19 protein-coding genes are annotated in these 23,496 nt (G+C 50.6%); 15 read left to right on the top strand and 4 right to left on the bottom strand.

The features are described 5' to 3' along the window. Window positions 1-13 precede the first annotated feature (13 nt). Window positions 14-235: a DUF5970 family protein gene (locus ACKTRM_RS14900; RefSeq protein ID WP_003151978.1), complete on the top strand. Its 222-nt coding sequence runs from the start codon at window positions 14-16 to the stop codon at window positions 233-235. A gap of 60 nt (window positions 236-295) precedes the next feature. Here ACKTRM_RS14900 and guaC read toward each other — a convergent pair whose 3' ends face one another. Beyond that, on the bottom strand, window positions 296-1,276 hold the full coding sequence (guaC, locus tag ACKTRM_RS14895; protein ID WP_012118338.1) for a GMP reductase: 981 nt from the start codon (window positions 1,274-1,276) through the stop codon (window positions 296-298). A gap of 216 nt (window positions 1,277-1,492) precedes the next feature. Here guaC and ACKTRM_RS14890 point away from each other — a divergent pair, with 216 nt between their 5' ends. Continuing rightward, on the top strand, window positions 1,493-1,636 hold the full coding sequence (locus ACKTRM_RS14890) for a hypothetical protein (RefSeq protein WP_003151982.1): 144 nt from the start codon (window positions 1,493-1,495) through the stop codon (window positions 1,634-1,636). A 40-nt stretch (window positions 1,637-1,676) separates the two neighbouring features. Here the strand turns inward: ACKTRM_RS14890 and yumC are convergent, their stop codons facing one another. After that, the gene (gene yumC / locus ACKTRM_RS14885) at window positions 1,677-2,672 is read right to left on the bottom strand and encodes a ferredoxin--NADP reductase 2 (RefSeq protein ID WP_003151984.1); all 996 of its coding nucleotides are present in this window, start codon (window positions 2,670-2,672) and stop codon (window positions 1,677-1,679) included. Between the two features lie 311 nt (window positions 2,673-2,983). Here yumC and ACKTRM_RS14880 point away from each other — a divergent pair, with 311 nt between their 5' ends. The 4 genes from ACKTRM_RS14880 to ACKTRM_RS14865 all read left to right on the top strand — a co-directional run bounded on the left by ACKTRM_RS14880 (window position 2,984) and on the right by ACKTRM_RS14865 (window position 5,634). Next, window positions 2,984-4,204 carry an NAD(P)/FAD-dependent oxidoreductase gene (locus ACKTRM_RS14880; protein ID WP_012118337.1) on the top strand — a complete coding sequence of 407 codons (1,221 nt, stop codon included), beginning with the start codon at window positions 2,984-2,986 and terminating at the stop codon, window positions 4,202-4,204. 173 nt (window positions 4,205-4,377) lie between these two features. Continuing rightward, window positions 4,378-4,503 (top strand): YuiA family protein, encoded by a 126-nt coding sequence (locus tag ACKTRM_RS14875; protein WP_007408708.1) that lies wholly within the window; start codon window positions 4,378-4,380, stop codon window positions 4,501-4,503. A gap of 68 nt (window positions 4,504-4,571) precedes the next feature. Continuing rightward, complete coding sequence (locus ACKTRM_RS14870; protein WP_003151989.1) at window positions 4,572-4,892, top strand: YuiB family protein; 321 nt, start codon at window positions 4,572-4,574, stop codon at window positions 4,890-4,892. Window positions 4,893-4,992: 100 nt separating this feature from the next. Further along, on the top strand, window positions 4,993-5,634 hold the full coding sequence (locus tag ACKTRM_RS14865) for a 3D domain-containing protein (protein WP_012118336.1): 642 nt from the start codon (window positions 4,993-4,995) through the stop codon (window positions 5,632-5,634). Window positions 5,635-5,663: 29 nt separating this feature from the next. On the opposite strand, the gene ACKTRM_RS14860 is transcribed toward ACKTRM_RS14865, so the two are convergent. Then, window positions 5,664-6,140: a divergent PAP2 family protein gene (locus tag ACKTRM_RS14860; RefSeq protein WP_012118335.1), complete on the bottom strand. Its 477-nt coding sequence runs from the start codon at window positions 6,138-6,140 to the stop codon at window positions 5,664-5,666. A 147-nt stretch (window positions 6,141-6,287) separates the two neighbouring features. On the opposite strand from ACKTRM_RS14860, the gene ACKTRM_RS14855 reads away from it, so the two are divergent. After that, window positions 6,288-7,778, top strand: coding sequence for a leucyl aminopeptidase (locus ACKTRM_RS14855; protein ID WP_007408704.1), 1,491 nt, complete (start codon window positions 6,288-6,290; stop codon window positions 7,776-7,778). Window positions 7,779-7,910: 132 nt separating this feature from the next. Continuing rightward, window positions 7,911-9,239 (top strand): Na+/H+ antiporter NhaC family protein, encoded by a 1,329-nt coding sequence (locus ACKTRM_RS14850; RefSeq protein WP_012118334.1) that lies wholly within the window; start codon window positions 7,911-7,913, stop codon window positions 9,237-9,239. Between the two features lie 46 nt (window positions 9,240-9,285). Here the strand turns inward: ACKTRM_RS14850 and ACKTRM_RS14845 are convergent, their stop codons facing one another. Further along, window positions 9,286-9,879, bottom strand: coding sequence for a biotin transporter BioY (locus ACKTRM_RS14845; RefSeq protein WP_007408702.1), 594 nt, complete (start codon window positions 9,877-9,879; stop codon window positions 9,286-9,288). Window positions 9,880-9,978: 99 nt separating this feature from the next. On the opposite strand from ACKTRM_RS14845, the gene ACKTRM_RS14840 reads away from it, so the two are divergent. From ACKTRM_RS14840 to ACKTRM_RS14810, 7 genes are all read left to right on the top strand, one after another. Then, window positions 9,979-10,575, top strand: a complete 597-nt coding sequence (locus tag ACKTRM_RS14840) for a sulfite oxidase-like oxidoreductase (protein WP_012118333.1) — start codon at window positions 9,979-9,981, stop codon at window positions 10,573-10,575. 175 nt (window positions 10,576-10,750) lie between these two features. Then, the gene (locus tag ACKTRM_RS14835) at window positions 10,751-11,620 is read left to right on the top strand and encodes an alpha/beta hydrolase (RefSeq protein ID WP_012118332.1); all 870 of its coding nucleotides are present in this window, start codon (window positions 10,751-10,753) and stop codon (window positions 11,618-11,620) included. Between the two features lie 135 nt (window positions 11,621-11,755). Beyond that, window positions 11,756-12,541 carry a 2,3-dihydro-2,3-dihydroxybenzoate dehydrogenase gene (locus ACKTRM_RS14830; protein WP_023357112.1) on the top strand — a complete coding sequence of 262 codons (786 nt, stop codon included), beginning with the start codon at window positions 11,756-11,758 and terminating at the stop codon, window positions 12,539-12,541. A 23-nt stretch (window positions 12,542-12,564) separates the two neighbouring features. After that, window positions 12,565-13,761 carry an isochorismate synthase DhbC gene (dhbC, locus tag ACKTRM_RS14825; RefSeq protein ID WP_012118330.1) on the top strand — a complete coding sequence of 399 codons (1,197 nt, stop codon included), beginning with the start codon at window positions 12,565-12,567 and terminating at the stop codon, window positions 13,759-13,761. Window positions 13,762-13,779: 18 nt separating this feature from the next. Beyond that, entirely contained in the window at window positions 13,780-15,405 is a 1,626-nt protein-coding gene (locus ACKTRM_RS14820) for a (2,3-dihydroxybenzoyl)adenylate synthase (RefSeq protein ID WP_012118329.1), read from the top strand. Between the two features lie 17 nt (window positions 15,406-15,422). After that, window positions 15,423-16,349 (top strand): isochorismatase, encoded by a 927-nt coding sequence (locus tag ACKTRM_RS14815; RefSeq protein WP_012118328.1) that lies wholly within the window; start codon window positions 15,423-15,425, stop codon window positions 16,347-16,349. Window positions 16,350-16,363: 14 nt separating this feature from the next. Continuing rightward, window positions 16,364-23,491 (top strand): amino acid adenylation domain-containing protein, encoded by a 7,128-nt coding sequence (locus tag ACKTRM_RS14810; RefSeq protein WP_012118327.1) that lies wholly within the window; start codon window positions 16,364-16,366, stop codon window positions 23,489-23,491. Window positions 23,492-23,496: the final 5 nt, after the last annotated feature.

Here is a 23,496-nt window from a genome sequence, read left to right as displayed (position 1 = left end):
GGGCAGAAATCATATGAGAAGTAAATTATCATTAATCGGTGTGCCGATTGTTATGATTATCGGTTATATCATTTCTTTATCCTTTGAGTGGCTGTTTCCTGTTCTTACTTTTGGGGTGGCAGGACTATATCTCTTTATATTTGCTCCGGTGCAAAATAAATTCATTCGTTACATCTTTTTGTTTATTTTTGTGATTAATCTGTTGGCCAGTGCGGCTCTTTATTTCGGTATTTAATGAAAAAAATGACATTCATATTGAATGTCATTTTTTTATTTTTTGCGGCTCTGCTGCGTGTTAAAATCTGTCGCCGTTGAAAATAGAGTTTTTTACGATCACGTAGTCGACATTGCGGATGGCTTCGAGTGTATTGCCGCCGGCGTAAGAGATGGAAGATTGCAGATCCTGCTCCATTTCAACCAGCGTGTCCTGTAAAGACCCTTTATGCTCGACATGCATTTTTTTGCCTTCGACGTTTTTCTTTTCGCCTTTTTGAAATTCAGAAGCGGAGCCGAAATATTCTTTGTACAGCTTTCCATCGATTTCGATCGTTTGTCCCGGTGATTCTTCGTGGCCGGCGAATAATGATCCGATCATGACCATGGATGCGCCGAATCGGATGGATTTCGCAATATCGCCGTGTGTGCGGATGCCGCCGTCAGCAATGATCGGTTTGCTCGCCGCTTTTGCGCACCAGCGAAGCGCGGCTAATTGCCATCCGCCGGTTCCGAAGCCGGTTTTAATTTTGGTGATGCAGACTTTCCCGGGGCCGATTCCCACTTTTGTCGCGTCAGCGCCCGCGCGTTCCAGCTCCCTTACGGCTTCAGGCGTCCCGACATTCCCTGCGATGACAAAGCTTTCCGGGACATGTTCTTTAATAAATTGGATCATGCTGATCACGGCATTGGAATGGCCGTGCGCGATATCAATGGTAATATAATCCGGCACAAGCTCCTGTGCTTTCAGCTCCCGGATGAATTCATAATCATTTTCCTTCACGCCGACACTGATGGAAGAAATCAGTCCGCGCGCTTTCATATCCTGGACAAAAGCCAGGCGTTTTTCCGGTTCGAAGCGGTGCATGATATAAAAATACCCGTTTTCCGCGAGCCAGGCCGCGATGTTTTCATCTATTATCGTCTGCATGTTGGCCGGCACGACCGGAAGTTTAAACGTGTGTCCGCCCAATGTAACTGATGTATCACATTCAGATCGGCTGTCCACAATGCATTTTGCAGGAATCAGCTGAATATCTTCGTAATCAAATACATTTTCCATATATAACACCCCTAAAAGCGAATAATAGAATTAAATAAAATTAAAATGTTCGTCTTTTTATAATGTACTTTGTTTTGTCAGGAATGTCAAATGATTTCATGCTGCCTCATATGCGGTCAGCTTGTCATCCATTTGCAGTTTGGTTATCATAGTAGTATTGGGTGTTGTAAGACATTTGTTACGATAGATAGATTTGCAAAGAAGGGAGGGGCCGGTGTGGAACAAAAACAGCCCGGGCACAGCCCGAAAGCCCAGAAAATTCAGGACCGGATTATTTTAGGCACGATTTGGGTCGTGTCGGCGCTTGTCATTGCGCTCGTTGTCGGAACCGTCATGAATTATATTTGGATGTTTAAATAAAAAAGAGTCTGTGCCGGTATGACACAGACTCTTTTTTATATTATTTTTCAAACATGCTTGTAGAATGCAGAGGCTGGACGCGCGCTTTCGGGTCCATGTAAGCCTTCGCGTTGTTCACGGCTGTCGGAGCTTCGCCGAAACCGCTGGCGATCAGCTTGACTTTGCCTTCATATGTGCAGATATCTCCGGCGGCAAAGAAGCCTTCAATATTCGTTTCCATCGTGCTTTTGACGACGATGGAATTTTTCTCGATGTCAAGGCCCCAGTTTTTAATCGGGCCGAGAGAAGAAACAAAGCCGTAGTTTACGATCAGGTCATCAATTTCGATGATTTCTTTACGGTCGCCTTTCACTTCTTCGAGAACGAGCTGTTCGATCCGGTCTTCACCGACAAGTTCAGCGGGAACAAACGGTGTCAGCACGTTGACTTTAGAATTATGAAGGTTTTCGACACTGTGCTCATGCGCGCGGAATTTATCACGGCGGTGGATGATGCTGACTTCTTTCGCGATCGGCTCAAGCATGAGCGCCCAGTCAACCGCGGAATCGCCGCCGCCCAGAACGGCAACGCGTCTGCCTGCGAATTGATTGAGGTCGTCAATGAAGTAGTGCAGGTTTTTGCCCTCATATTGTTCCGCTGATTCCAGCTCAAGCTTTCTCGGCTTAAATGCGCCGTTTCCCGCGGTGATAATAACCGTTTTTGAATAATGCGTTTCTGAATTCGTGACAAGCTTAAACACACCGTCCGCCTGTTTTTCAACAGATTCAACGGCCTGCTCTAAGCAGATGGTCTGATCGAACTTTGCCATTTGCTCTTTTAAATTGTTCACAAGTTCTTGGGCGCGGATTTTCGGGAATCCGGCTACATCATAAATATATTTTTCAGGGTACAGCGCGCTGAGCTGGCCGCCAAGCTGAGGCAGGCTCTCGATGATTTTGACGCTCGCCTGTCTCATTCCCCCGTAAAAAGCGGTAAACAGGCCGACCGGGCCGCCGCCGATGACCGTAATATCATAAACCTTTGAATCCTCTTGCATACCAAATTGCCTCCTAATTGAAAATTGTTATTAATTATAACATACAATTTAAAAGGATGACGAGTGCCGAAAACCGCCCGGCCGCTTCATTCTTGAAAAAAATTGCGGCCGCCGCTAATATGGGGACAAATTCCAATCTGTTTTTTCCTGAATGTTTTCTGATTCTTCCGGATAGTATGGTGATATGCAGACATGTGCGGTTTTCTAAAAAATTTTATATTTCATTTCATAAAATCCCGCCAATAAGCTGAAGCTAATACAAATGTTGATTTGATTATGCGTCTAACAGCAAAAAAAAGAAGGTGGATGTGATGGCATTGAATAAACCCAAAATCGTGGTTTTAGGTGCAGGTTATGGTGGATTAATGACAGTAACAAGGCTTCCGAAGCATATCGGGGCAAATGACGCTGACATTACTTTGGTCAATAAACACAATTATCATTATGAAACGACATGGATGCATGAAGCGAGCGCAGGAACGCTGCATCATGACCGCTGCAGATATCAAATAAAAGATGTAATCAATGAATCACGGGTCAAATTTGTGCAGGATACCGTAAAAGCGATAGATGTGCAAAATAAAAAGGTGACGCTTTCACAAGGGGACATCCCTTATGATTATCTTGTCATCGGGCTTGGCGCCGTCCCTGAAACATTTGGGATTAAAGGCTTAAAAGAATTCGCTTTTCCGATCGCGAATATTAATACGTCGCGCCAGCTGAAAGACCATATTGAGCTCCAATTTGCGACATACAATACGGAGGCCGAAAAACGCCCTGACCGCTTAACCATCGTTGTCGGCGGAGCGGGCTTTACGGGAATTGAATTTCTCGGTGAGCTTGCGAACCGCAAGCCGGAGTTATGCAGATATTATGATATAGATGAAAGTCTCGTCCGGATCGTCTGTGTCGAGGCCGCCCCGACGGTTTTGCCGGGATTTGATCCGGAGCTTGTCGATTACGCCGTTCAATACCTTGAGAGCAAAGGCGTTGAATTTAAAATCGGCACCGCGGTTCAAGAATGCCGCGCAGACGGTGTCACAGTCGGCAAGAAAGATGAAGAGCCGGAAGAAATCAAATCGCAGACCGTTGTCTGGGCGGCGGGCGTGCGCGGGCATCCGATCGTGGAGGAAGCGGGTTTTGAAAATATGCGCGGCCGTGTCAAGGTCAACCCTGATCTTCGGGCGCCGGGACATGATGACGTTTTTATTCTCGGCGACAGCTCGCTCTTTATCAATGAAGAGACGGAACGGCCGTACCCGCCGACTGCTCAGATCGCGATGCAGCAAGGAGAAACGGTCGCCAAAAATCTGGGCGGTTTGATTAAAGGAGGCCAGCTTGAAGAGTTCAAGCCTGACATTAAAGGAACCGTCGCCTCCCTCGGTGAGCATAACGCCGTCGGAGTCGTATACGGCAGGAAGCTCAAAGGCACGCCGGCGTCCTTTATGAAAAAGGTCATTGACAACCGCTCGCTCTTTATGATCGGCGGGCTGGGCCTGACGCTGAAAAAAGGGAAGTTTAAATTCTTCTGAAAACCCGCGGCCGCGGGTTTTCTCTTCTTTTAAAAAAGAGCGCTATCAAAAGAATGTAAAAGAAAAAAATAAATGTTTTCGCTTACATGAGTTATTTTGTTACATATTCTGACTTGGTGCTTGACAAGTAAATATGATATATTATCAGAAAATTAAGAAAAAGGGTGATCCGCATGAAAACGACAGCAAAAAGCACGGCGGCGTGTCCGTTCTGCTCAGGTAAAGGGTATTTTCAATTGCTTCTTGGCGGCTCCGAAACATGTCCCTCCTGCCAGGGAAGCGGCAAAGAGAGACGCTGATTTTTCCAGACGTTGACTTTTTTACCGCCCCCGAGGTACACTGAAAGTGCTGTAGGGGGTGGATGTTTGTGATTAGTTTGCCGGTTGTCCTGATCTCAATCGTACTATTTTTCGTACTGTTTTTCGGCATAGGCTTTCTGTTGAACATGCTGCTTAGAATGTCGTGGATTATGGCTGTTGTCTATCCGATTGTATGCCTTTTCATTATCAGCAATAAAAAGATGATCAGTTACGTGCAGGCGCCGGGGGAATCCTTTCAAAGCCTGTTTCAGCGCATCATGTCATTAGCGGTTGCGGATGTCGTGATTTTGGCGGGCGGACTGGCGGGAGCCATCATGTCAGGCATTGCCATAAAGGCGCTCAGAAAAAGAGGATATCAAATGTTTTAAGCCGCTTTCTTATTCGAGAAAGCTTTTTTTGTGCCGCGGCGCTTTTTGTATAGCACCCCACCGAGTTGGGAACAATGACTCGGAGGAGAGTGATTTCAGATTGACGATAATCAGACGCGTATTCATGATCGTGCTCTTTTTGGGCGCATGCCATGCGACATACTTTTCCATAACCGGTGTTGAAGCAAAGGATCTGACAAATTGGATGACGGAACATCGCGGCGCCGTTTTGAAAAACATCGGCACTCCGTTTCAATCCTTACAGAATCAGCCGGAAAAGAAGGCATCAGGCAGGATAAAACCGCTGGAAGAAGCTTTTGACTGGGAACGCTATCCGTCACAAAAGGTGACGGCCACCGGTTATACCGCCGGAGCGGAATCTACCGGAAAATCTCCCGGGCATCCGCAGTACGGAATTACATATTCAGGCGTGAAGGTCAAACGCGATTTATATTCAACTGTTGCGGCCGATCCGTCTGTTTTCCCGATCGGGACGATTCTGTTTATACCGAATTACGGTTACGGGGTTGTCGCCGATACAGGCTCAAAAATTAAAGGCAGCCGCCTTGACCTCTACTTTGACACCGTCAAGGACGTCTATAACAATTGGGGCAAAAAAACACTTGATGTCTACATGATTAAAAAAGGGAACGGCACAGTGACCGAGGACGAACTTGTAAAGCTGAACGAAACAAAGTCGATGCAAGTGTTCAGAAATCAATACAAAACGGTAAAAGAATAAAAACGCTTCAGCATCCGCTGAAGCGTTTTTTACATAAAGAAATAATCTAAAATCAATGTCAGCACAATACCGGTGACGCCGCCGAAGAACACTTCAATCGGCTGATGGCCGAGCAGTTCTTTCAGTTTCTTCTGTTTTTCTTTCTCTTCCGCTTTCTGAAAGTCCTTCGCTTCGCTGACAAACCGATTAAAGTCGATGACCAGTTTATTAATGACCGTCGCCTGTTCACCCGCATGCCGCCTGACACCTGTAGCGTCGAACATCGTAATGACGGCGAAAATCGCGGCGATTGCAAACAGGGGCGAGTCCAGTCCCTGTTCCAAAGCGACTCCGGTTGACAGCGCGGTGACGGCGGCGGAATGGGAGCTCGGCATGCCGCCGGTGCTCGTCACAAGAGACCAGTCAAGTTTTTTGGATACGATAAATTGAATAGGCACTTTTACAACTTGGGCAAAAATAATGGCGGCAAAACTCGCCAGTAAAGGAAAATTCATAAGTACATCCATATGCAACATCCTTTCTGTATCTGCTGATTCCGATCGTATCGAAAAACTGCAGAAAACGCCCTTAGTTTGGTAAAATAAAATCAATGAAAAATGTTTTTTCATTATACCACTTTACATAACAAATACCCACATAAGGAGTGTGTACTCATGTTTTATGCATCTGATCAACTGCGGCATCCCGAAACACTGGTCATCGGTCTTTTTCAAAAAAGCACGCTGAACGGATTTACGAAGGAATTGGATGATAAATTGGACGGTCATCTGACCCAGCTGTTAAAGGATGGTGATGTGTCCGCCAAACGCAATCGTGTATCAAAAGTATACCCTCCGGCTGCGACCGGTATGAAACGTATTTATTTTATCGGCCTGGGAAGAGAAGCGGATTATTCGTTTGAAGATACGAAAGAATGCTTTGCACGAGTATTTCAGCAGGTTCATCAAGATAAAAAACAGGAAGTATCCGTTTTGCTCGATACATTCGTCTCCGGGGAAGTGCCTGCCGCCGATGCCGCTCATGCGCTTTCAGAAAGCTGTCTGCTTGCGGTTTACGAAGTGCAGGATTATAAACATAAATCAAATGAGCCGGATCAGGAACTGAAATCAGTCTGCGCCGTGACCGAAGAAGACCTGAGGGAAGTGCAGGCCGGCCTGAACGTCGGAGCGGCATACGGCCAAGGGACGAATTCAGCCCGCACGCTTGTGAATATGCCGGGTAATATGCTGACGGCCACTGATTTGGCGTCATATGCCGCCGAGCTTGCGGCAAAATACGATTTCGAGTGTGAAATTTTAGAAAAAGATGAAATGGAAGAGCTCGGCATGGGCGGACTGCTTGCTGTTAACAAGGGCTCATCCGAACCGCCGAAAATGATCGTTCTGAAGTATCAGGGCAAAGATCAGTGGGAAGACGTTATCGGCCTGGTCGGTAAAGGAATTACCTTTGATACGGGCGGATATTCAATTAAGCCGAAAACCGGCATCGTCGGCATGAAAAGCGATATGGGAGGGGCCGCCTCGGTATTAGGGGCAATGGAAATTATCGGCGAACTGCGGCCTGAACAAAACGTGCTCGCTGTCATACCGTCTACGGACAACATGATTTCGTCCGATGCTATGAAGCCGGATGATGTCATCGTTTCGCTCAGCGGAAAAACCATTGAGATCCTGAACACCGATGCGGAAGGGCGTCTCGTGCTTGCCGACGGCATCACATACGCCAAGCAGCACGGAGCCTCTGTCCTTGTAGACGTCGCAACGTTAACGGGCGGTGTCATTGTTGCCTTAGGGAACGAAATGACGGGCGCCATGACCAATCACGCCGCGTTTTATGAACAGGTGGCGGAATCGGCGAAAGAATCCGGCGAGCCGATCTGGCAGCTTCCGATTACAGAAAAGGATAAAAAACGGGTGAGAAACAGTCAGATGGCTGATTTGAACAATTCTCCGGGAAGAGAAGGCCACGCGATTATGGCGGGGGCATTCATTGGTGAATTCGCGGAAAACACGCCGTGGGTTCATCTCGATATTGCGGGAACCGCAACGGCGAATAAAGCGACATGCTTCGGCCCTGCCGGCGCAACAGGCGTCATGGCAAGGACGTTGGCTGTTTTGACTGAGCGCTTTACGCCCGAAAGATAACAGCATCCCGCTGCCTTGATGCAGCGGGTTTTTTGATTTCCAAAATCTTTAGTTGACTAAAGCGCAGAATATATGGTAACTTTAATTATCTACTACATTAGCAAACTAAAGGATTTTTGGAGGGACTCATCAATGAATGCTGTTGTTGTCGCAGTATTGCTTATGCTCGTCTTAAGCCTGCTGCGTGTCAATATTATTATAGCTTTAATGATCGGCGCGCTTGCCGGCGGGCTGACCGGCGGCTTAGGCCTCGGAGAGACGGTGAAGGCTTTTACGGACGGTCTCGGCGGAAATGCCACCGTCGCAGTCAGCTACGCGCTGCTCGGAGCATTTGCCGCGGCGCTGACAAAGACGGGGCTTCCCGATGCAATGGTGGAAGCGTCTGTCAAACTAATCGGAAAAAAGGAAGATTCGCGGAAAAAAGCACTGTCAAAAGTGTTAATCGTACTGATTATTTTAATCATATCCTGTTTCTCGCAAAACGTGGTGCCCGTTCACATTGCGTTTATTCCTGTATTGATTCCGCCGCTTTTAAAAATATTTAACGAACTTGAAATAGACCGCAGGCTGATCGCGTGTGTGATGACATTCGGACTGACTGCGCCGTATATCGTTCTGCCTGTCGGATTCGGACAGATTTTCCAGGGGATGCTGAGAGATAATATGGCGTCAGCCGGTTTAAAGGTGCCGCTCAGTGATATCCCGTATGCTTTAATCATCCCGACGGCCGGGATGGCGGTCGGTTTAATTTTAGCCGTCATCGTCTTCCGGAAACCGAAGAAATATGAGACGAAGGAGATTGCCGGACTATCGTCTTCTCCTTATACGAAAAAAAGCATTGCCATCGCCTTGATCTCCATTGCCGTGTCGCTTGCCGTTCAGCTCTATCTGTCACAGGTGCTCGGAGTGGAAGGTATGATCATGGGCGCGCTTGCCGGCTTGTTTACGCTGTTTATCAGCGGAGTCATGAAGCGCAATGAAGCGGATAAGCTGATCACAGACGGCATGATTCTGATGGCTTTTATCGGGTTTGTCATGCTTGTTGCGGCCGGTTTTTCAAATGTATTGAATAAAACGGGTGATGTGGCTTCCTTGGTCAAAGCATCAACAGGCCTTATCGGCCACAGCCAATCATTAGGCGCGCTCCTGATGCTGGTGGTCGGTTTATTAATCACGATGGGAATCGGATCATCATTTGCAACCGTACCCGTTATTACGACCATATTCGTTCCGCTGTGCGCTCAGCTCGGATTCAGCCCGATGGCGACGATCGCCGTAATCGGAGCGGCCGCCGCGGTCGGCGATGCGGGTTCTCCTGCAAGTGACAGTACGCTCGGGCCGACGTCAGGCCTCAGCGCCGACGGACAGCACCACCACATTTGGGATACGTGCGTACCGACATTTCTTTTCTATAACATTCCGCTTGTGATATTCGGCTGGATTGCCGCGCTTGTTCTGTAAAAAAAGGCTCCCGGAAAGGGGAGCCTTTTTGTATGCTGAGAACATCTTACGCCGGATTTCTGCTGAACCCCGTCGCTTTATGAATAGACCTGTAAACGGCAGGCGCGATTGATGCCAATAACAGTGCTAAAACGATATCTTTTATGAAAAACCATATCATGTAAAACCAGGCCATTCCGTAGCTGATCGGAGCATGAAGCCATAATTTCAGCGCAATATACGTATAGGTCGTGCCAATGATATAAATGACGGCGGTACCGATTAAAGAGGCCCATGCATAATGCAGGCGGCCGGGTTTTTTTGTTTTTTCCAGCAGCCATCCGGCTGCAAATGCCGCTGGAATGTAAGCGAGAATAAATCCGCCGCTCTTTCCGATAAACGGCGCAAAGCCTGCTGAGAATTGAGCGAAAACAGGCGCCCCCGCGAGTCCGGCCAATGCGTATACCGTCATTGCAATGGCTGCCCGTCTGGCGCCGAGAAGCATCGCGGCTAACAGACAGAAGAAAGGCTGCAGTGATAACGGAATTCCCGCAACTTGCAAAAAAGGAGCCATTGATGTAATGTTGGCGCCGACGGCCATCAGTGCGGCAAACATGCCGATAAGCGCCATATCGCCCGCGCGAAGGTTGCGTTGTTTCATTTGTTTTTCCCCCTTACACTTGTACCAGATTAGCGTAATCGAAGGGTGATTGATTGTCAACAAAGATTTAATACAGGTTTACTAAATGGAGGGAGCCATATGTTTTTCGGGAAAACGAAACAAACAAAACAGTCGGAACGGATTCCGCCAAACCAAAATGTCACAACGAAGTTTCCCGTGCTTCACGCCGGAAATGTTCCTTATTATGAAGATATGTCAAAATGGAATCTGCAAGTGTACGGGCTTGTTGACCGTCCTATGCTGTTAAGCTTTGAAGATATCAAAGCCTTTCCTGAAGCCGAAGTGAAAAATGATATTCATTGCGTCACGGGCTGGTCCCGTCTTGATAATATCTGGCAGGGAATACGCGCCAAAGACATCGCTGAGAAAGCGGGCGTGCACAAAGAAGCGGGGTTCGTCATTCTGCACGCTGAAGAGGGCTGGACGGCCAACCTGCCGCTTTCTGATTTTACGCGGGAAACATCCCTGCTGGCATATGCGCATAACGGCGAGCCGTTAACGCCAGAGCACGGCTATCCGCTCAGAGGCGTTTTCCCCCATCTTTATTTTTGGAAAAGCGCAAAATGGCTGCGCGGCATTCAGTTCACAAAGGAAAACCACCCCGGCTTTTGGGAGAAAAACGGCTACCATATGAGGGGAGATCCATGGAAGAATGAGCGCTTTACATGGGATTAAGCCCCTATCACTATATAGTTCTTAGGTACCTTATTGAAATAAGGTGCTTTTTTTATATCAAAAATCCATTGACTTTGTTTGGCAAAAAACCTATTATTTGAGGTGTCTTTTGATATTGAAAATCATTATCAATAAGCATAGATAAAGCAATTGCCGCAAAGGGGATGAACACATAATGGACGGAAAACAAATAAAGCGGGGTTTCGCGCCGGCCGGCCGATACGCGGTTCCGGGCACAGAAGTAAGAGAAATGCGCTCAAAAGGAGGCCGTACGTATCGTATCTTTGTCTCTTTTCCTCAGGAAGAACCGCCTGCATCCGGCTTCCCCGTCATATACCTGCTCGATGCGAATTCCGTATTCGGCACAATGGCCGAAGCTTTGCGGGTGCAAAGCCGACGGCCTGAAAAAACAGGCGTTGTTCCGGCGGTGATTGTCGGAATCGGCTACCCGACAGATCAGCCGTTTTCCGCCGAACGTCACAGTGATTTTACGATGCCGCTTTCTGAATCAGAACTGCCGGTGCACCCGCGCGGTGCGGCATGGCCCGAACAGGGAGGGGCGGAAGCGTTTCTGAGTTTTATAGAAGAAGAAGTAAAGCCCGCGATGGAGCGGGATTATCCGATCGACAGAGGCAGGCAGACGATTTTCGGCCATTCGCTGGGCGGTCTTTTTGTGCTGCAAGTGCTTTTGACGAGGCCGGACATGTTCCAGACCTATGTTGCCGGGAGTCCGTCAATTCACTGGAACAAGCGTTTTATTCAGGAAAAAGCGGAACGTTTGTCAGACCGGCTCTCTGCGGAAAATCTTCAAGTCAGCGTATTGCTGGCTGCGGGAGAAATTGAAAAAACACATAAAAGTAGAATCCCGCAGCACGCAGAGGCGCTGTACTCTTTATTATCCGGATTTGAAGATGATGGAGTCCGTGCTGAATACAGCGAGTTTGAAGGAGAGGGCCATATTTCTGTCCTGCCCGTTTTAATCAGCAGGGCCCTGCGTTTCTGCCTGAATCCGGGAGGACCGCATACCCCGTATTCTCCCGCATGAGAAAAAACAGGCCCTTCGAACTAAATGCGGCTGATTCTAATTTTCTAATTGACTGCGTGTTTTGATTTGGATATGATTGTCTTGAATCATAGTTGATAATGATAATCATTATCAATATAGAAAGGGAATGATAATATGGACGCATTGGGAATGAAAGGGAAAACGGCCGTTGTCACCGGCGCCGCTCAAGGCATCGGAGAAGCAACAGCGCTTGCCCTTGCTGAACAAGGCGTAAATGTGGCAGCTATAGATACAAATGAAGACCTGCTTCTCGGGCTTACTGACAGACTTCGGCAAAAAGGCGTGCAGGCGCAGGGGTTTGCCGCAGATGTATCTGACAGTGCGGCTGTCAATGATATCATCGCCGCCGTTGAACGCGACATGGGGCCTATTGAAATATTGGCGAACGTTGCGGGCGTGCTGCGGCCGGGTCCGGTGCAATCCCTCAGTGATGAAGATTGGGATCAAACATTTTCAGTTAATTCGACCGGCGTATTTCATGTGTCGCGGGCTGTAAGCCGGTACATGATTGAGCGGAAAAAGGGCGCCATCGTTACGGTCGGTTCGAATGCAGCCGGCGTTCCGCGTGCTTCCATGGCGGCTTATGCGGCGTCAAAAGCGGCTGCCGTCATGTTTACGAAATGCCTCGGACTGGAGCTTGCGGCCCATCATATCCGCTGCAACATCGTATCTCCGGGTTCAACGGAAACCGACATGCAGCGGGCGCTGTGGCAGGACGAGAACGGAGCCCGGGGCGTCATCAGAGGTTCGCTTGATACATATAAAACGGGAATTCCGCTTCAAAAGCTGGCGAAGCCTTCTGATATTGCAAATGCCGTTTTGTTTCTGGCTTCTGAACAGGCAAACCATATTACGATGCATGATTTATGCGTTGATGGCGGCGCTACTTTAGGCGTTTGATGTAACGAGAAGGAGGGACAAACATGACAAATCAACATTTATTGGCGGAAGTGTCTGCAAAAGAGGTGCTGGACGCTTACAAGCCCGGGGCGTTCTTTTTAGCTTCTCCGAAAAGTACGATGCTTGCGGAAGGAATGTTTGCGGAAGTGCCTGATACAGACGCGGAAAATCAGCTGGATTCACTGCCTGAACGCGTGAGACAGACGCTTCTTGAGGCAAAGCAAGCCGGCATCAAACATCCGATTGCGGCCGGCGCCATTCCTTTTGACGGCAGAAAAGCTTCCCGGCTTTTTGTACCGAAGAATGTCCATACGGCAGGCCCGCTTTCGTTTGCGGAATCGTCCGCAGAAAAGCCGCAATCCAATACATATGACATCCGTCCCGTTCCGGAGCCTGAGGGCTTTATGAGCGGTGTGGAACAAGGCGTATTCAGCATTACGGACGGTCCGCTCAGCAAAATCGTGCTGTCAAGGACGCTTCATCTGACCGCTGAAAAGGATATCGACATTCCACAGGCCGTCAAGCATTTGGCGCAACACAACCCGCGCGGCTATACATTCGCTGCGGATGTGACGGGAACGTCAGAAACAAGAAAAACGCTTTTCGGCGCAAGTCCTGAACTGCTGCTGTCCAAAAACGGAACATCGATTCTGTCCAATCCGCTGGCAGGTTCCAGACCTCGCAGCACAGATCCCGCCGAGGATCAGAGAAGAGCGGAAGAACTGCTGCAATCAGCAAAAGATCTGCATGAACATGCCGTAGTCGTGGCCGCCGTGGCCGCCGCCCTTAAACCGTTCTGCCGTGTGCTTGATGTGCCGGAAAAACCGTCACTCATTAAAACTGAGGCGATGTGGCACCTGTCCACCGAGGTGAAGGGAGAGCTGCGTGATCCGTCAACGACATCACTTGAGCTGGCCATCGCCCTGCATCCGACACCCGCGGTATGCGGAACGCCGACGGATGCGGCGAGAGAAGCGATTCAGGATATTGAGCCGTTTGACCGCAATTTCTACACGGGAATGGCGGGCTGGTGTGATGCTGAGGGTAACGGAGAATGGATTATCGCACTCCGCTGCGCCGAAGCGGAAACAAGGTCTCTCCGGCTCTTTGCGGGTGCCGGGATTGTCGCCGGATCAAAGCCGCAGGATGAACTGGACGAGACCTCGGCCAAATTCCGCACCATGCTCCGGGCGATGGGGCTTTACCAAGATGAGTTGTAAAAAAGGAGGGAACGGATCGTGCTGACTGGATTTACGCCATGGCCGGAAGAATGGGCTGACAAATACCGAAAAGACGGCTGCTGGAAGGGTGAGACGTTCGGAGGAATGCTGAAAGAGCGCGCGGCTTTATACGGAAATCAAACTGCCGTGACGTGTAAAGATGTACATTGGACCTACAAAGAATTAGATGAAAGGGCAGATCGTTTAGCGGCGGGGCTGCATAAGCTCGGAATTCAAAAGGAAGACCGCGTTGTCGTTCAGCTGCCGAATATCGCTGAGTTTTTTGAAGTGATTTTCGCGCTGTTCCGGCTGGGAGCGCTGCCCGTTTTCGCGCTGCCTTCTCATAGAAGCAGTGAGATTACGTATTTCTGCGAGTTTGCAGAGGCGAAAGCATACATCATTCCTGATATGCATTCAGGTTTTGATTACAGGGCGCTTGCCAGACAGGTGAAAGACAAACTTCCGGATTTGGCGCATGTCATTGTGGCCGGCGAAGCTGAAGAGTTTCAGGAACTGAGCAGCCTGCATAGAGAGCCTGTTCAGCTGGAAGATATAAGCCCGGCGGAAGTCGCCTTTTTACAGCTTTCAGGAGGCAGTACGGGGCTGTCCAAGCTGATTCCGCGAACACACGACGATTACATATACAGTTTGCGCATCAGCGCGGAAATATGCGGCTTGGATCAACACAGCGTTTATTTGGCCGCTCTGCCGACAGCGCATAATTATCCGCTCAGCTCGCCGGGTGTGCTGGGAACTTTATATGCCGGAGGCCGGGTTGTTCTGTCACCGACGCCGAGCCCGGATGACTGCTTCCCGTTAATTGAAAAAGAACGTGTCACGATTACAGCGCTCGTCCCGCCGCTTGCGATGGTGTGGATGGACGCATCAGGTTCGCGAAGTGATGATTTATCAAGCCTTCAAGTGCTGCAGGTGGGAGGCGCCAAATTCAGCGCTGAGGCGGCCCGCCGCGTAAAGAGCGCTTTCGGATGCACCCTTCAGCAGGTTTTCGGAATGGCGGAAGGATTGGTGAATTATACGAGACTGGATGATCCTGAAGAGATCATTGTCAATACGCAAGGCAGACCGATGTCACCTTTTGATGAGGTAAGGGTTTTAGACGATGACGGGCGGGATGTCGCCCCCGGTGAAGCGGGACATTTGTTTACACGCGGCCCTTACACGATTCGCGGATATTATAAAGCGCCTGAACATAATGAAAGATCATTCACAGCCGACGGATTTTATCAGACCGGCGATATCGTCAAACTGACGGCGGACGGCTATATCATCGTCGAAGGACGTGCGAAAGATCAAATCAATCGGGGCGGTGAAAAAATAGCCGCTGAGGAGGTGGAAAATCACCTTCTTGCGCATCCTGCCGTTCATGATGCGGCCATGGTTTCAATGCCGGATGATTTTCTCGGGGAGCGATCCTGTGTGTTCGTCATCCCAAAAGGAGAAGCGCCGAAACCGGGAGAGCTGAAAGCATTTTTGCGTGAGCGCGGACTGGCGGCATATAAAATCCCCGACCGGATTGAATTTATCGCTTCTTTCCCGAAAACCGGCGTCGGCAAGGTCAGTAAAAAGGATCTTCGCGAAACGATCGCCCAAAAAGTAAAGCCGGCTGAAATCAAACAATCTTAAAAAAGGAAGTGTTTACATTGGCTATACCGTCTATTCCCGCATATGCGCTGCCGACAGCGTCAGATATGCCTGAAAATAAAGTATCGTGGACGCTGAATCCGAAACGTGCGGTGCTTCTGATCCATGACATGCAGAATTATTTCGTCGATGCTTTTGCGAAAGGTGAAGCTCCGATCACAGAGGCGTCTCAGAATATCAAAAAAATAAAAGAGCAATGCAAAGCACTCGGCATTCCGGTGGTGTATACCGCGCAGCCGGGCAGCCAAGACCCGGCGGACCGTGCGCTGCTGACGGATTTTTGGGGGCCGGGGCTAAAAAGCGGGCCTTATGAAGAAAAGGTCATTCCGGAGCTTGCCCCGGATGATCAGGACATTGTCCTCACAAAGTGGAGATACAGCGCGTTTAAACGGACGAATCTCCTTGAGATCATGCGTGAAAGCGGCAGAGACCAGCTCATGATTACGGGAATTTATGCACACATCGGCTGTCTCGTCACAGCCTGTGAAGCATTTATGGATGATATCCAAAGCTTCTTTATCGGAGACGCCGTTGCTGATTTTTCTTCAGAAAAACATAAGATGGCCATCGAATATGCGTCTCAGCGCTGCGCTTACACAGCTTTGACAAACGAAGTGCTGGAGCTGCTGGGCGGCGCGCCGGTTTCTGGAGGAGAAGAGAAGGTTTCCGCCGTATTGACAAAAGACCGGGTGCGGGAACAAATTGCGGCGATTCTTCAAGAATCACCGTCTGATATTCCGGATCATGAAGACCTGCTGGACAGAGGTCTTGACTCCGTCAGAATCATGAGCCTTGTCGAACTATGGCGCCGTGACGGAGCTGAAGTGACGTTTGTGGAACTGGCGGAGAACCCGACGCTGGAAGAGTGGTGGAGACTTCTTTCTTCCCGATCTCAAAAAGTCTTGCCGAATGCAGATTATTTATAAAGGGAGAGAATAGAATGCATGATACACAACAGCTGCCTCTGACAGGCGCACAGGCCGGTATCTGGTTTGCGCAGCAGCTTGATCCTGATAATCCGATTTACAATACAGGCGAGTACGTTGAGATAAACGGCGCGATCGATGTGAACATATTTAAAACCGCTCTCGAACGCGTGCTGACGGAAGCCGCGTCATTACACGCCCGCTTCGAAGAGGGAGCAGACGGGCCGAAGCAGATCATCAATCCTCCATTTGAGGTTGCGATCGATGTCATAGATGTGAGTTCAGAAGCTGTTCCGAAGCAGGCCGCACTCAGACTCATGCAGACAGATTTGGCTGAGCCCGTTGATATGGCGGCTGGGCCTTTGTTCCGCGACATTTTATTTCAGGCGGGACCGGAACGCTTTTTCTGGTATCAGCGCATTCACCACATTGCGATAGACGGCTACGGTTTTTCACTGCTGGCACGGCGTACGGCGCAAATGTACACCGCAATACGGGAAGGACGTCCGGATAACGGGCGCTCCTTCGGTTCTTTGGAGGATCTGGTAAAAGAAGATCAAGAATACCGCGCGTCTGATCAATTCCTGAAAGATCGGGAATTTTGGATGGAGAAATTTGCGGATGAACCTGATGTCGTCAGTTTGGCAGAAAGAGCGCCGCGAACGTCAACACGTTTTCGGAGAAGCACGGCTTATCTTTCTGAAACGGCTTTACAGCATGTAAAAGCGATTCCGAACTGGCATGAAGCCGTCACGGCCGCAGCGGCGGTATATGTCTACCGGATGACAAACGCAGGGGATATCGTGCTCGGTTTACCGATGATGGGGCGGATCGGCTCGATTTCACTGAATATTCCGAGTATGGTCATGAATCTGCTGCCTTTGCGGCTTTCTCTCCGCCCGGATATGAATTTTCATGAGGCCGTCAGCCAAGTGGCAAAAGAAATCCGAAACATCCGGCGCCATCAGAAATACCGCCATGAAGACATGCGCCGCGATCTTAAATTGCTCGGAGACAATCGCAGGCTGTTCGGCCCGCAAGTCAATGTGATGCCGTTTGACTACGCGCTTGATTTCGCCGGAGCGCGGGGGACCGTCCATAATTTATCAGCAGGGCCCGTTGATGATTTGTCAATTAACGTTTACGACAGAGCGGACGGAAGCGGAATGCGTGTGGACTTTGATGCGAATCCGGAAGTGTACAGCGCCGAAGATATTGAAAACCATCAAAAACGATTCCTGCTTCTGTTGGAATCCGCTGTGAAAGACCAGACACAAAAAATCGGCACACTCAACCTTCTGCTTGAAAGTGAACGTCTCCGCGTACTGGAAAGCTGGAATGACACGCGCAAGGCCGAGAAGCAGAAAAGTCTGCCGGAGCTGTTTTACGAACAGGCCGTAAAAACACCGGACCGGCCGGCAATCATCACCGAAAACGAAGAGCTCAGCTATGCCGAATTGAACAAGCGCGCGAACCAGCTCGCCGGCATGCTAAAGGAAAAGGGGCTCGGACCGGAACAATTTGCCGCTTTGCTGCTTCCGCGGTCACAGGATTTGGCCGTGAGCATGCTGGCCGTTTTGAAAACGGGAGCCGCATACCTGCCGCTTGATCCTGATTTTCCTTCTGAGCGGATCACATACATGCTCAAAGATGCACAGCCTGCATGCCTGATTACAACGATGGAATTATCCGGCCGCATGCCGGAAGACAGTGATGCAAAAAGGATCATTCTCGATGACCCGGATACGGTAAAAACCGTTGCCGCTCAAAATGCTGACTGTCCTGCTCAGACGGAATGTTCGCCTTTGCACCCCGCTTATATCATTTATACATCGGGCTCAACGGGCAAACCGAAAGGCGTAGTCGTCACATTAAAAAGCGTAAGCAATTTCCTCTTATCCATGCGGGAAATGTTCCCGCTCGGCGAACAAGACCGCCTGCTTGCCGTTACGACTGCGGCGTTTGATATTTCCGGACTTGAGCTCTTCCTTCCGCTCATCAGCGGGGCGGGGTGCGTCATCGCACGTAAAGAGACGATTCAGGAACCGCGGGCGCTTGCGCACATGATTCACTCATACGGTATTTCAATCATGCAGGCAACGCCGACATTGTGGCATTCATTAGTCACCAATGAACCGGATTCTCTCCGGGCGCTGCAGGTGCTTGTCGGAGGTGAGGCGCTTCCGAACGCGCTTATGCATGCTCTGCTTGAATCAGGCTGTACGGTGACGAATCTGTACGGGCCGACTGAAACAACAATCTGGTCGGCCGCACAGCCGCTTGCAAAAGACCATACAGGGGCGCCTCCGATTGGAAAGCCGATTTGGAACACGCGGGTATATGTGCTGGACGCCGCATTGCAGCCCGTCCCGCCGGGAATCGCGGGCGAGCTTTATATCGCGGGGGAGGGGCTTGCCAGAGGTTATTATAACCGTCCTGATTTAACAGCTGAAAGATTCATTGCCGATCCGTACGGGCCCGCGGGCGCGAGGATGTACCGGACGGGAGATCTCGTGCGCTGGCGTGAGGACGGCTCGCTTGATTATATCAGCAGAGCCGATCACCAAATTAAAATCCGCGGGTTCCGGATAGAATTAGGAGAAATTGAGTCAGTGCTGTCGAAATATCCGGGTATTTCGCAGGCCGCCGTCATTGTCCGTGAAGACCAGCCCGGAGATAAGCGGCTGGCGGCTTACGCTGTCGCGGATCAGCCCCTTGATATCGGCAGACTTCGTGAATATATGGGCGAAAGCCTGCCGGATTATATGGTGCCGGGCGCGTTTGTACAGCTGGAAGAATTGCCGCTGACACCGAATAAGAAGCTCGATCGCAGCGCTCTGCCTGCACCTGATTTTTCCGCTGTCCTGTCTGACAGAGGGCCGCGGACGCCGCAGGAAGAAATATTATGCGATCTGTTTGCCGAGGTTCTCGGTCTCGCGCGGGTCGGAATTGATGACGGGTTCTTTGAATTGGGCGGACATTCGCTCTTAGCCGGACGCCTGATGAGCCGGGTCCGGGAGACGATGGGCGCAGAGCTTGGCATCGGCCGTCTGTTTGATACGCCGACCGTTGCCGGGCTCGCCGCACAGCTTGACACCGCAAAGAGTGCGCGGCCTAAGCTCAAGCCGTTTGACCGGCCGGAGCACATCCCGCTGTCATTTGCGCAGCTGCGTCTATGGTTTCTCTACTGTCTTGAAGGGCCAAGCCCGACTTACAACATTCCGGTGATTGTCCGCATGTCAGGCAAGCTTGACCAATCAGCGCTGAAACACGCCTTTTCCGATGTTGTCAGCCGTCATGAAAGCCTGCGCACCGTTTTTCCGGAAAATAAGGGATCATCTCATCAGCTCATTTTATCTGCTGAAGAAGCCCGCCCTGTGTTTACAGTGACACGTGCAGACAAAAACGAGCTCCAAGACATGCTTGCCGCTGCGGCACGATATCGGTTTGATCTCGCTAAAGAGCCGGCCGTCCGGGCTGAGCTGTTTGATCTTGGTGACGGCGAGTATACGCTGATGATTCTCCTGCATCACATCGCAGGTGACGGCTGGTCCTTGAATCCGCTCATGCGTGACTTATCCATAGCCTATATCGCCCGGCAAACAGGTGAAAAAGCAGAATGGGCGCCGCTGGCGGTTCAATATGCGGATTATGCGCTTTGGCAGCAGCAGCTTTTAGGCAGCGCGTCTGATTCTGAGAGCTTAATTGCGCGCCAGCTGGATTTCTGGAAGAAAACGCTTGAAAATGTACCGGATCAGCTGGAGCTGCCGTCTGATTTTCCGCGTCCCGCTGAATCAAGCTACAGGGGCGGCGTCATTCCGGTCAACATCGGCCAAGAGCTTCATGCCCGTCTTCTCTCACTTGCCAGAAATCAGCGCGTAAGCCTGTTTATGGTGCTTCAATCAGGGCTTTCCGCGTTACTGACCCGGCTCGGTGCAGGGACCGATATTCCGATCGGCAGTCCAATAGCCGGCCGCAGTGATGACGCATTGGGAGACCTTGTGGGTATGTTCATTAATACACTCGTACTGAGAACCGATACCTCTGGCGATCCGAGCTTTTGTGAGCTCCTTGAAAGGGTCAGAGAAATGAATCTCGCAGCATATGAACATCAGGACGTGCCGTTTGAACGTCTCGTGGAAGAATTGAATCCGGTTCGTTCCCGGTCAAGACATCCGCTGTTCCAAGTGATGCTCGCATTCCAAAATACGCCTGACCCTGTACTCAGTCTTCCTGATATGGAAACAAGCCTGCAAATCAGCAGTGTCGGATCGTCCAAATTTGATTTGACGCTGGAATTGGCTGAACAGCGCCATGACGACGGCACGCCTGCCGGTATTGAAGGCCTGCTGGAGTTCAGTACGGACTTATTTAGAAAAGAAACGGCTGAAGCACTTGCCGGACGCCTGCTTCTTCTGCTCGAAGATGCCGCGTCACATCCGGAAAAACCGATCGGAAGCTTAACCATTCTTTCTGATGAAGAGCGCCGGAAGCTTTTGCCGGTTAAACGTGCAAAACAGCATATTCAGCCTCGGCAGACACTGCCTGAACTGTTTGAAATACAGGCCGCCGCAAAATCGGATGAAACGGCGGCAGTATTTGAAGAGAGCGGTCTCACTTATAAAGAGCTGAATGAAAAAGCCAATCAGCTCGCGCACATGATGATTGCCCGCGGCGTCGGCCCGGAGCAGTTTGTCGCACTGGCGCTGCCGCGTTCTTTAGATATGATTGTCGGGCTGTTAGCCGTCCTGAAGACGGGGGCAGCGTATTTGCCGCTTGATCCTGATTATCCCGCGGACCGCATTGCTTTTATGTTACATGATGCCAAGCCTGTATTTATGCTCACCAACCGTGAAGGCGCAAGTAAGCTCTCTATCGAAAGCGGCATGCCGGCCTTCATCCTGGATGATCCGCAGAATAAAGAAACACTTGAGCGATATGCCGTCAAGAACCCTGCGGACGCTGACCGGATTCGTCCGCTGTCGCCGCTTCACCCGGCCTACGTCATTTACACGTCGGGATCAACAGGTGTGCCGAAAGGCGTCATCATTCCGCACAGCAATGTTATCCGGCTGTTTGAGTCGACGCGGCATTGGTATCACTTTCATTCTGATGATGTATGGACGATGTTTCACTCCTACGCTTTCGATTTCTCTGTCTGGGAAATGTGGGGGCCGTTGCTTCACGGCGGACGTCTCGTCGTCGTGCCGCATGACATCAGCAGATCGCCGTCAGCGTTTTTACATCTCCTCGTGAAAGAGCGGGTGACCGTGCTTAACCAAACGCCGTCAGCGTTTTACCAGCTGATGCATGCGGAAAAAGAACACAAAGAGCTGGGGCGTCAGCTCGCACTCAGATATATCATCTTCGGCGGCGAGGCGCTTGAGCTGAGCCGGCTTGAGGATTGGTACAGCCGCCACGCGGACAATCAGCCGGTGCTCGTGAATATGTACGGCATTACGGAAACGACGGTGCACGTCAGTTACCTTGAATTAGACAAAAACATTGCCGAACTGAGAGCAAACAGCCTCATCGGCTGCGGCATTCCTGATCTGAACGTATATGTGCTTGATGACCGGCTGGAGCCTGTGCCCCCGGGCATCACGGGCGAAATGTATGTGGCCGGAGGAGGCGTGGCACGCGGCTACTTAGGGCGGCAAAGCCTGACCGCCGAACGCTTTGTGGCTGATCCGTACGGCCCGCCGGGAACGAGAATGTACCGGACGGGGGATTTAGCCCGCCTGCGGACGGACGGTTCTCTTGATTATATGGGCAGGGCGGATCACCAGATTAAAATCCGCGGCTTCCGGATTGAATTGGGAGAAATCGAAGCGGTTCTCGTCAAACATCCGGATGTCGAGGATGCCGCCGTAGTCGTCCGTGAAGACCGGCCGGGAGATAAACGGCTGGCCGCCTACCTTGTCCGATCTGCCGGCAGCACCTTGGACACGGGAAACATGCGCCGGTTTGCCGAAGAAAGCCTGCCGGATTACATGATTCCCTCGGCTTTTGTCCAAATGAATGAACTGCCGCTGACACCGAATGGAAAGCTTGACCGAAAAGCGCTCCCTGCGCCTGACTTCCAAACGGAGGTCACCGGCCGGGGGCCGAGAACGCCGCAGGAAGAAATGCTGTGTGAGCTGTTCGCAGAGGTGCTCCACCTGCCGCGTGTCGGTATTGATGACAGATTCTTTGATTTAGGCGGCCATTCTTTGCTTGCGGTTCATTTAATGAGCCGTATTCGGGAAGCGATGGGAGCCGAGCTGAGTATCGGAACATTATTTGAAGCTCCTACAGTGGCAAGCCTTGCTGAAAGACTTGAGTCAGGAACGGGCGCAAGCGCGCTTGATGTTCTTCTTCCGCTCAGAACGGCAGGAGAAGAAACACCGTTGTTCTGTGTCCATCCGGCCGGCGGTCTCAGCTGGTGTTATGCCGGGCTGATGTCTTCTTTAGAGGCTGATTATCCGATATACGGCTTACAGGCGAGAGGCATCGGAAAAAAAGAATCGCTTCCGCAAAGCCTAGATGACATGGCGGCGGATTATATTGAAAAAATCCGCACCGTGCAGCCGAAAGGGCCGTACCGTCTGCTCGGCTGGTCTCTCGGAGGGAATGTCATTCAGGCCATGGCGACACAATTACAGAGCCGGGGTGAAGAGGTTTCGCTTTTGGTGATGCTTGACGCGTATCCGAATCATTTTCTGCCGATAAAAAATGCGCCTGATGACGAGGAAGCCGTCATCGCGCTGCTTGCCCTGGGAGGGTACGACCCGGACAGCCTCGGGGATCAGCCGCTTGATTTTGACACCGCGCTGACCATTCTCCGCCGTGAGGGAAGCGCATTAGCCAGCCTGGACGAGTCAGTGATGATGAATCTGAAAGACACGTACATTAATTCTGTCGGGCTGTTAGGAACATACAAGCCGAAGCCGTTCCACGGAGATGTGCTGTTCTTCAGATCAACGATTATTCCGGAGTGGTTTGACCCGATTGAGCCGGATACTTGGAAACCGTATATTACGGGGAAAATCGAGCGGTATGACTTAGACTGCCGCCATAAAGATATGTGCCAGCCGGGCCCGCTTGCCGACATTGGCGCGATTCTGGCAGAGAAATTAAACGGACGGCGTACAGTCCGGTAAAGAAA

The sequence above is a fragment of the Bacillus sp. D7-8 genome (genome assembly GCF_052055895.1).
GTDB lineage: Bacteria > Bacillota > Bacilli > Bacillales > Bacillaceae > Bacillus > Bacillus velezensis.
The sequence above is the reverse complement of the archived record's forward strand: the minus strand, read 5'-3'. Positions and strand labels throughout refer to the sequence as shown.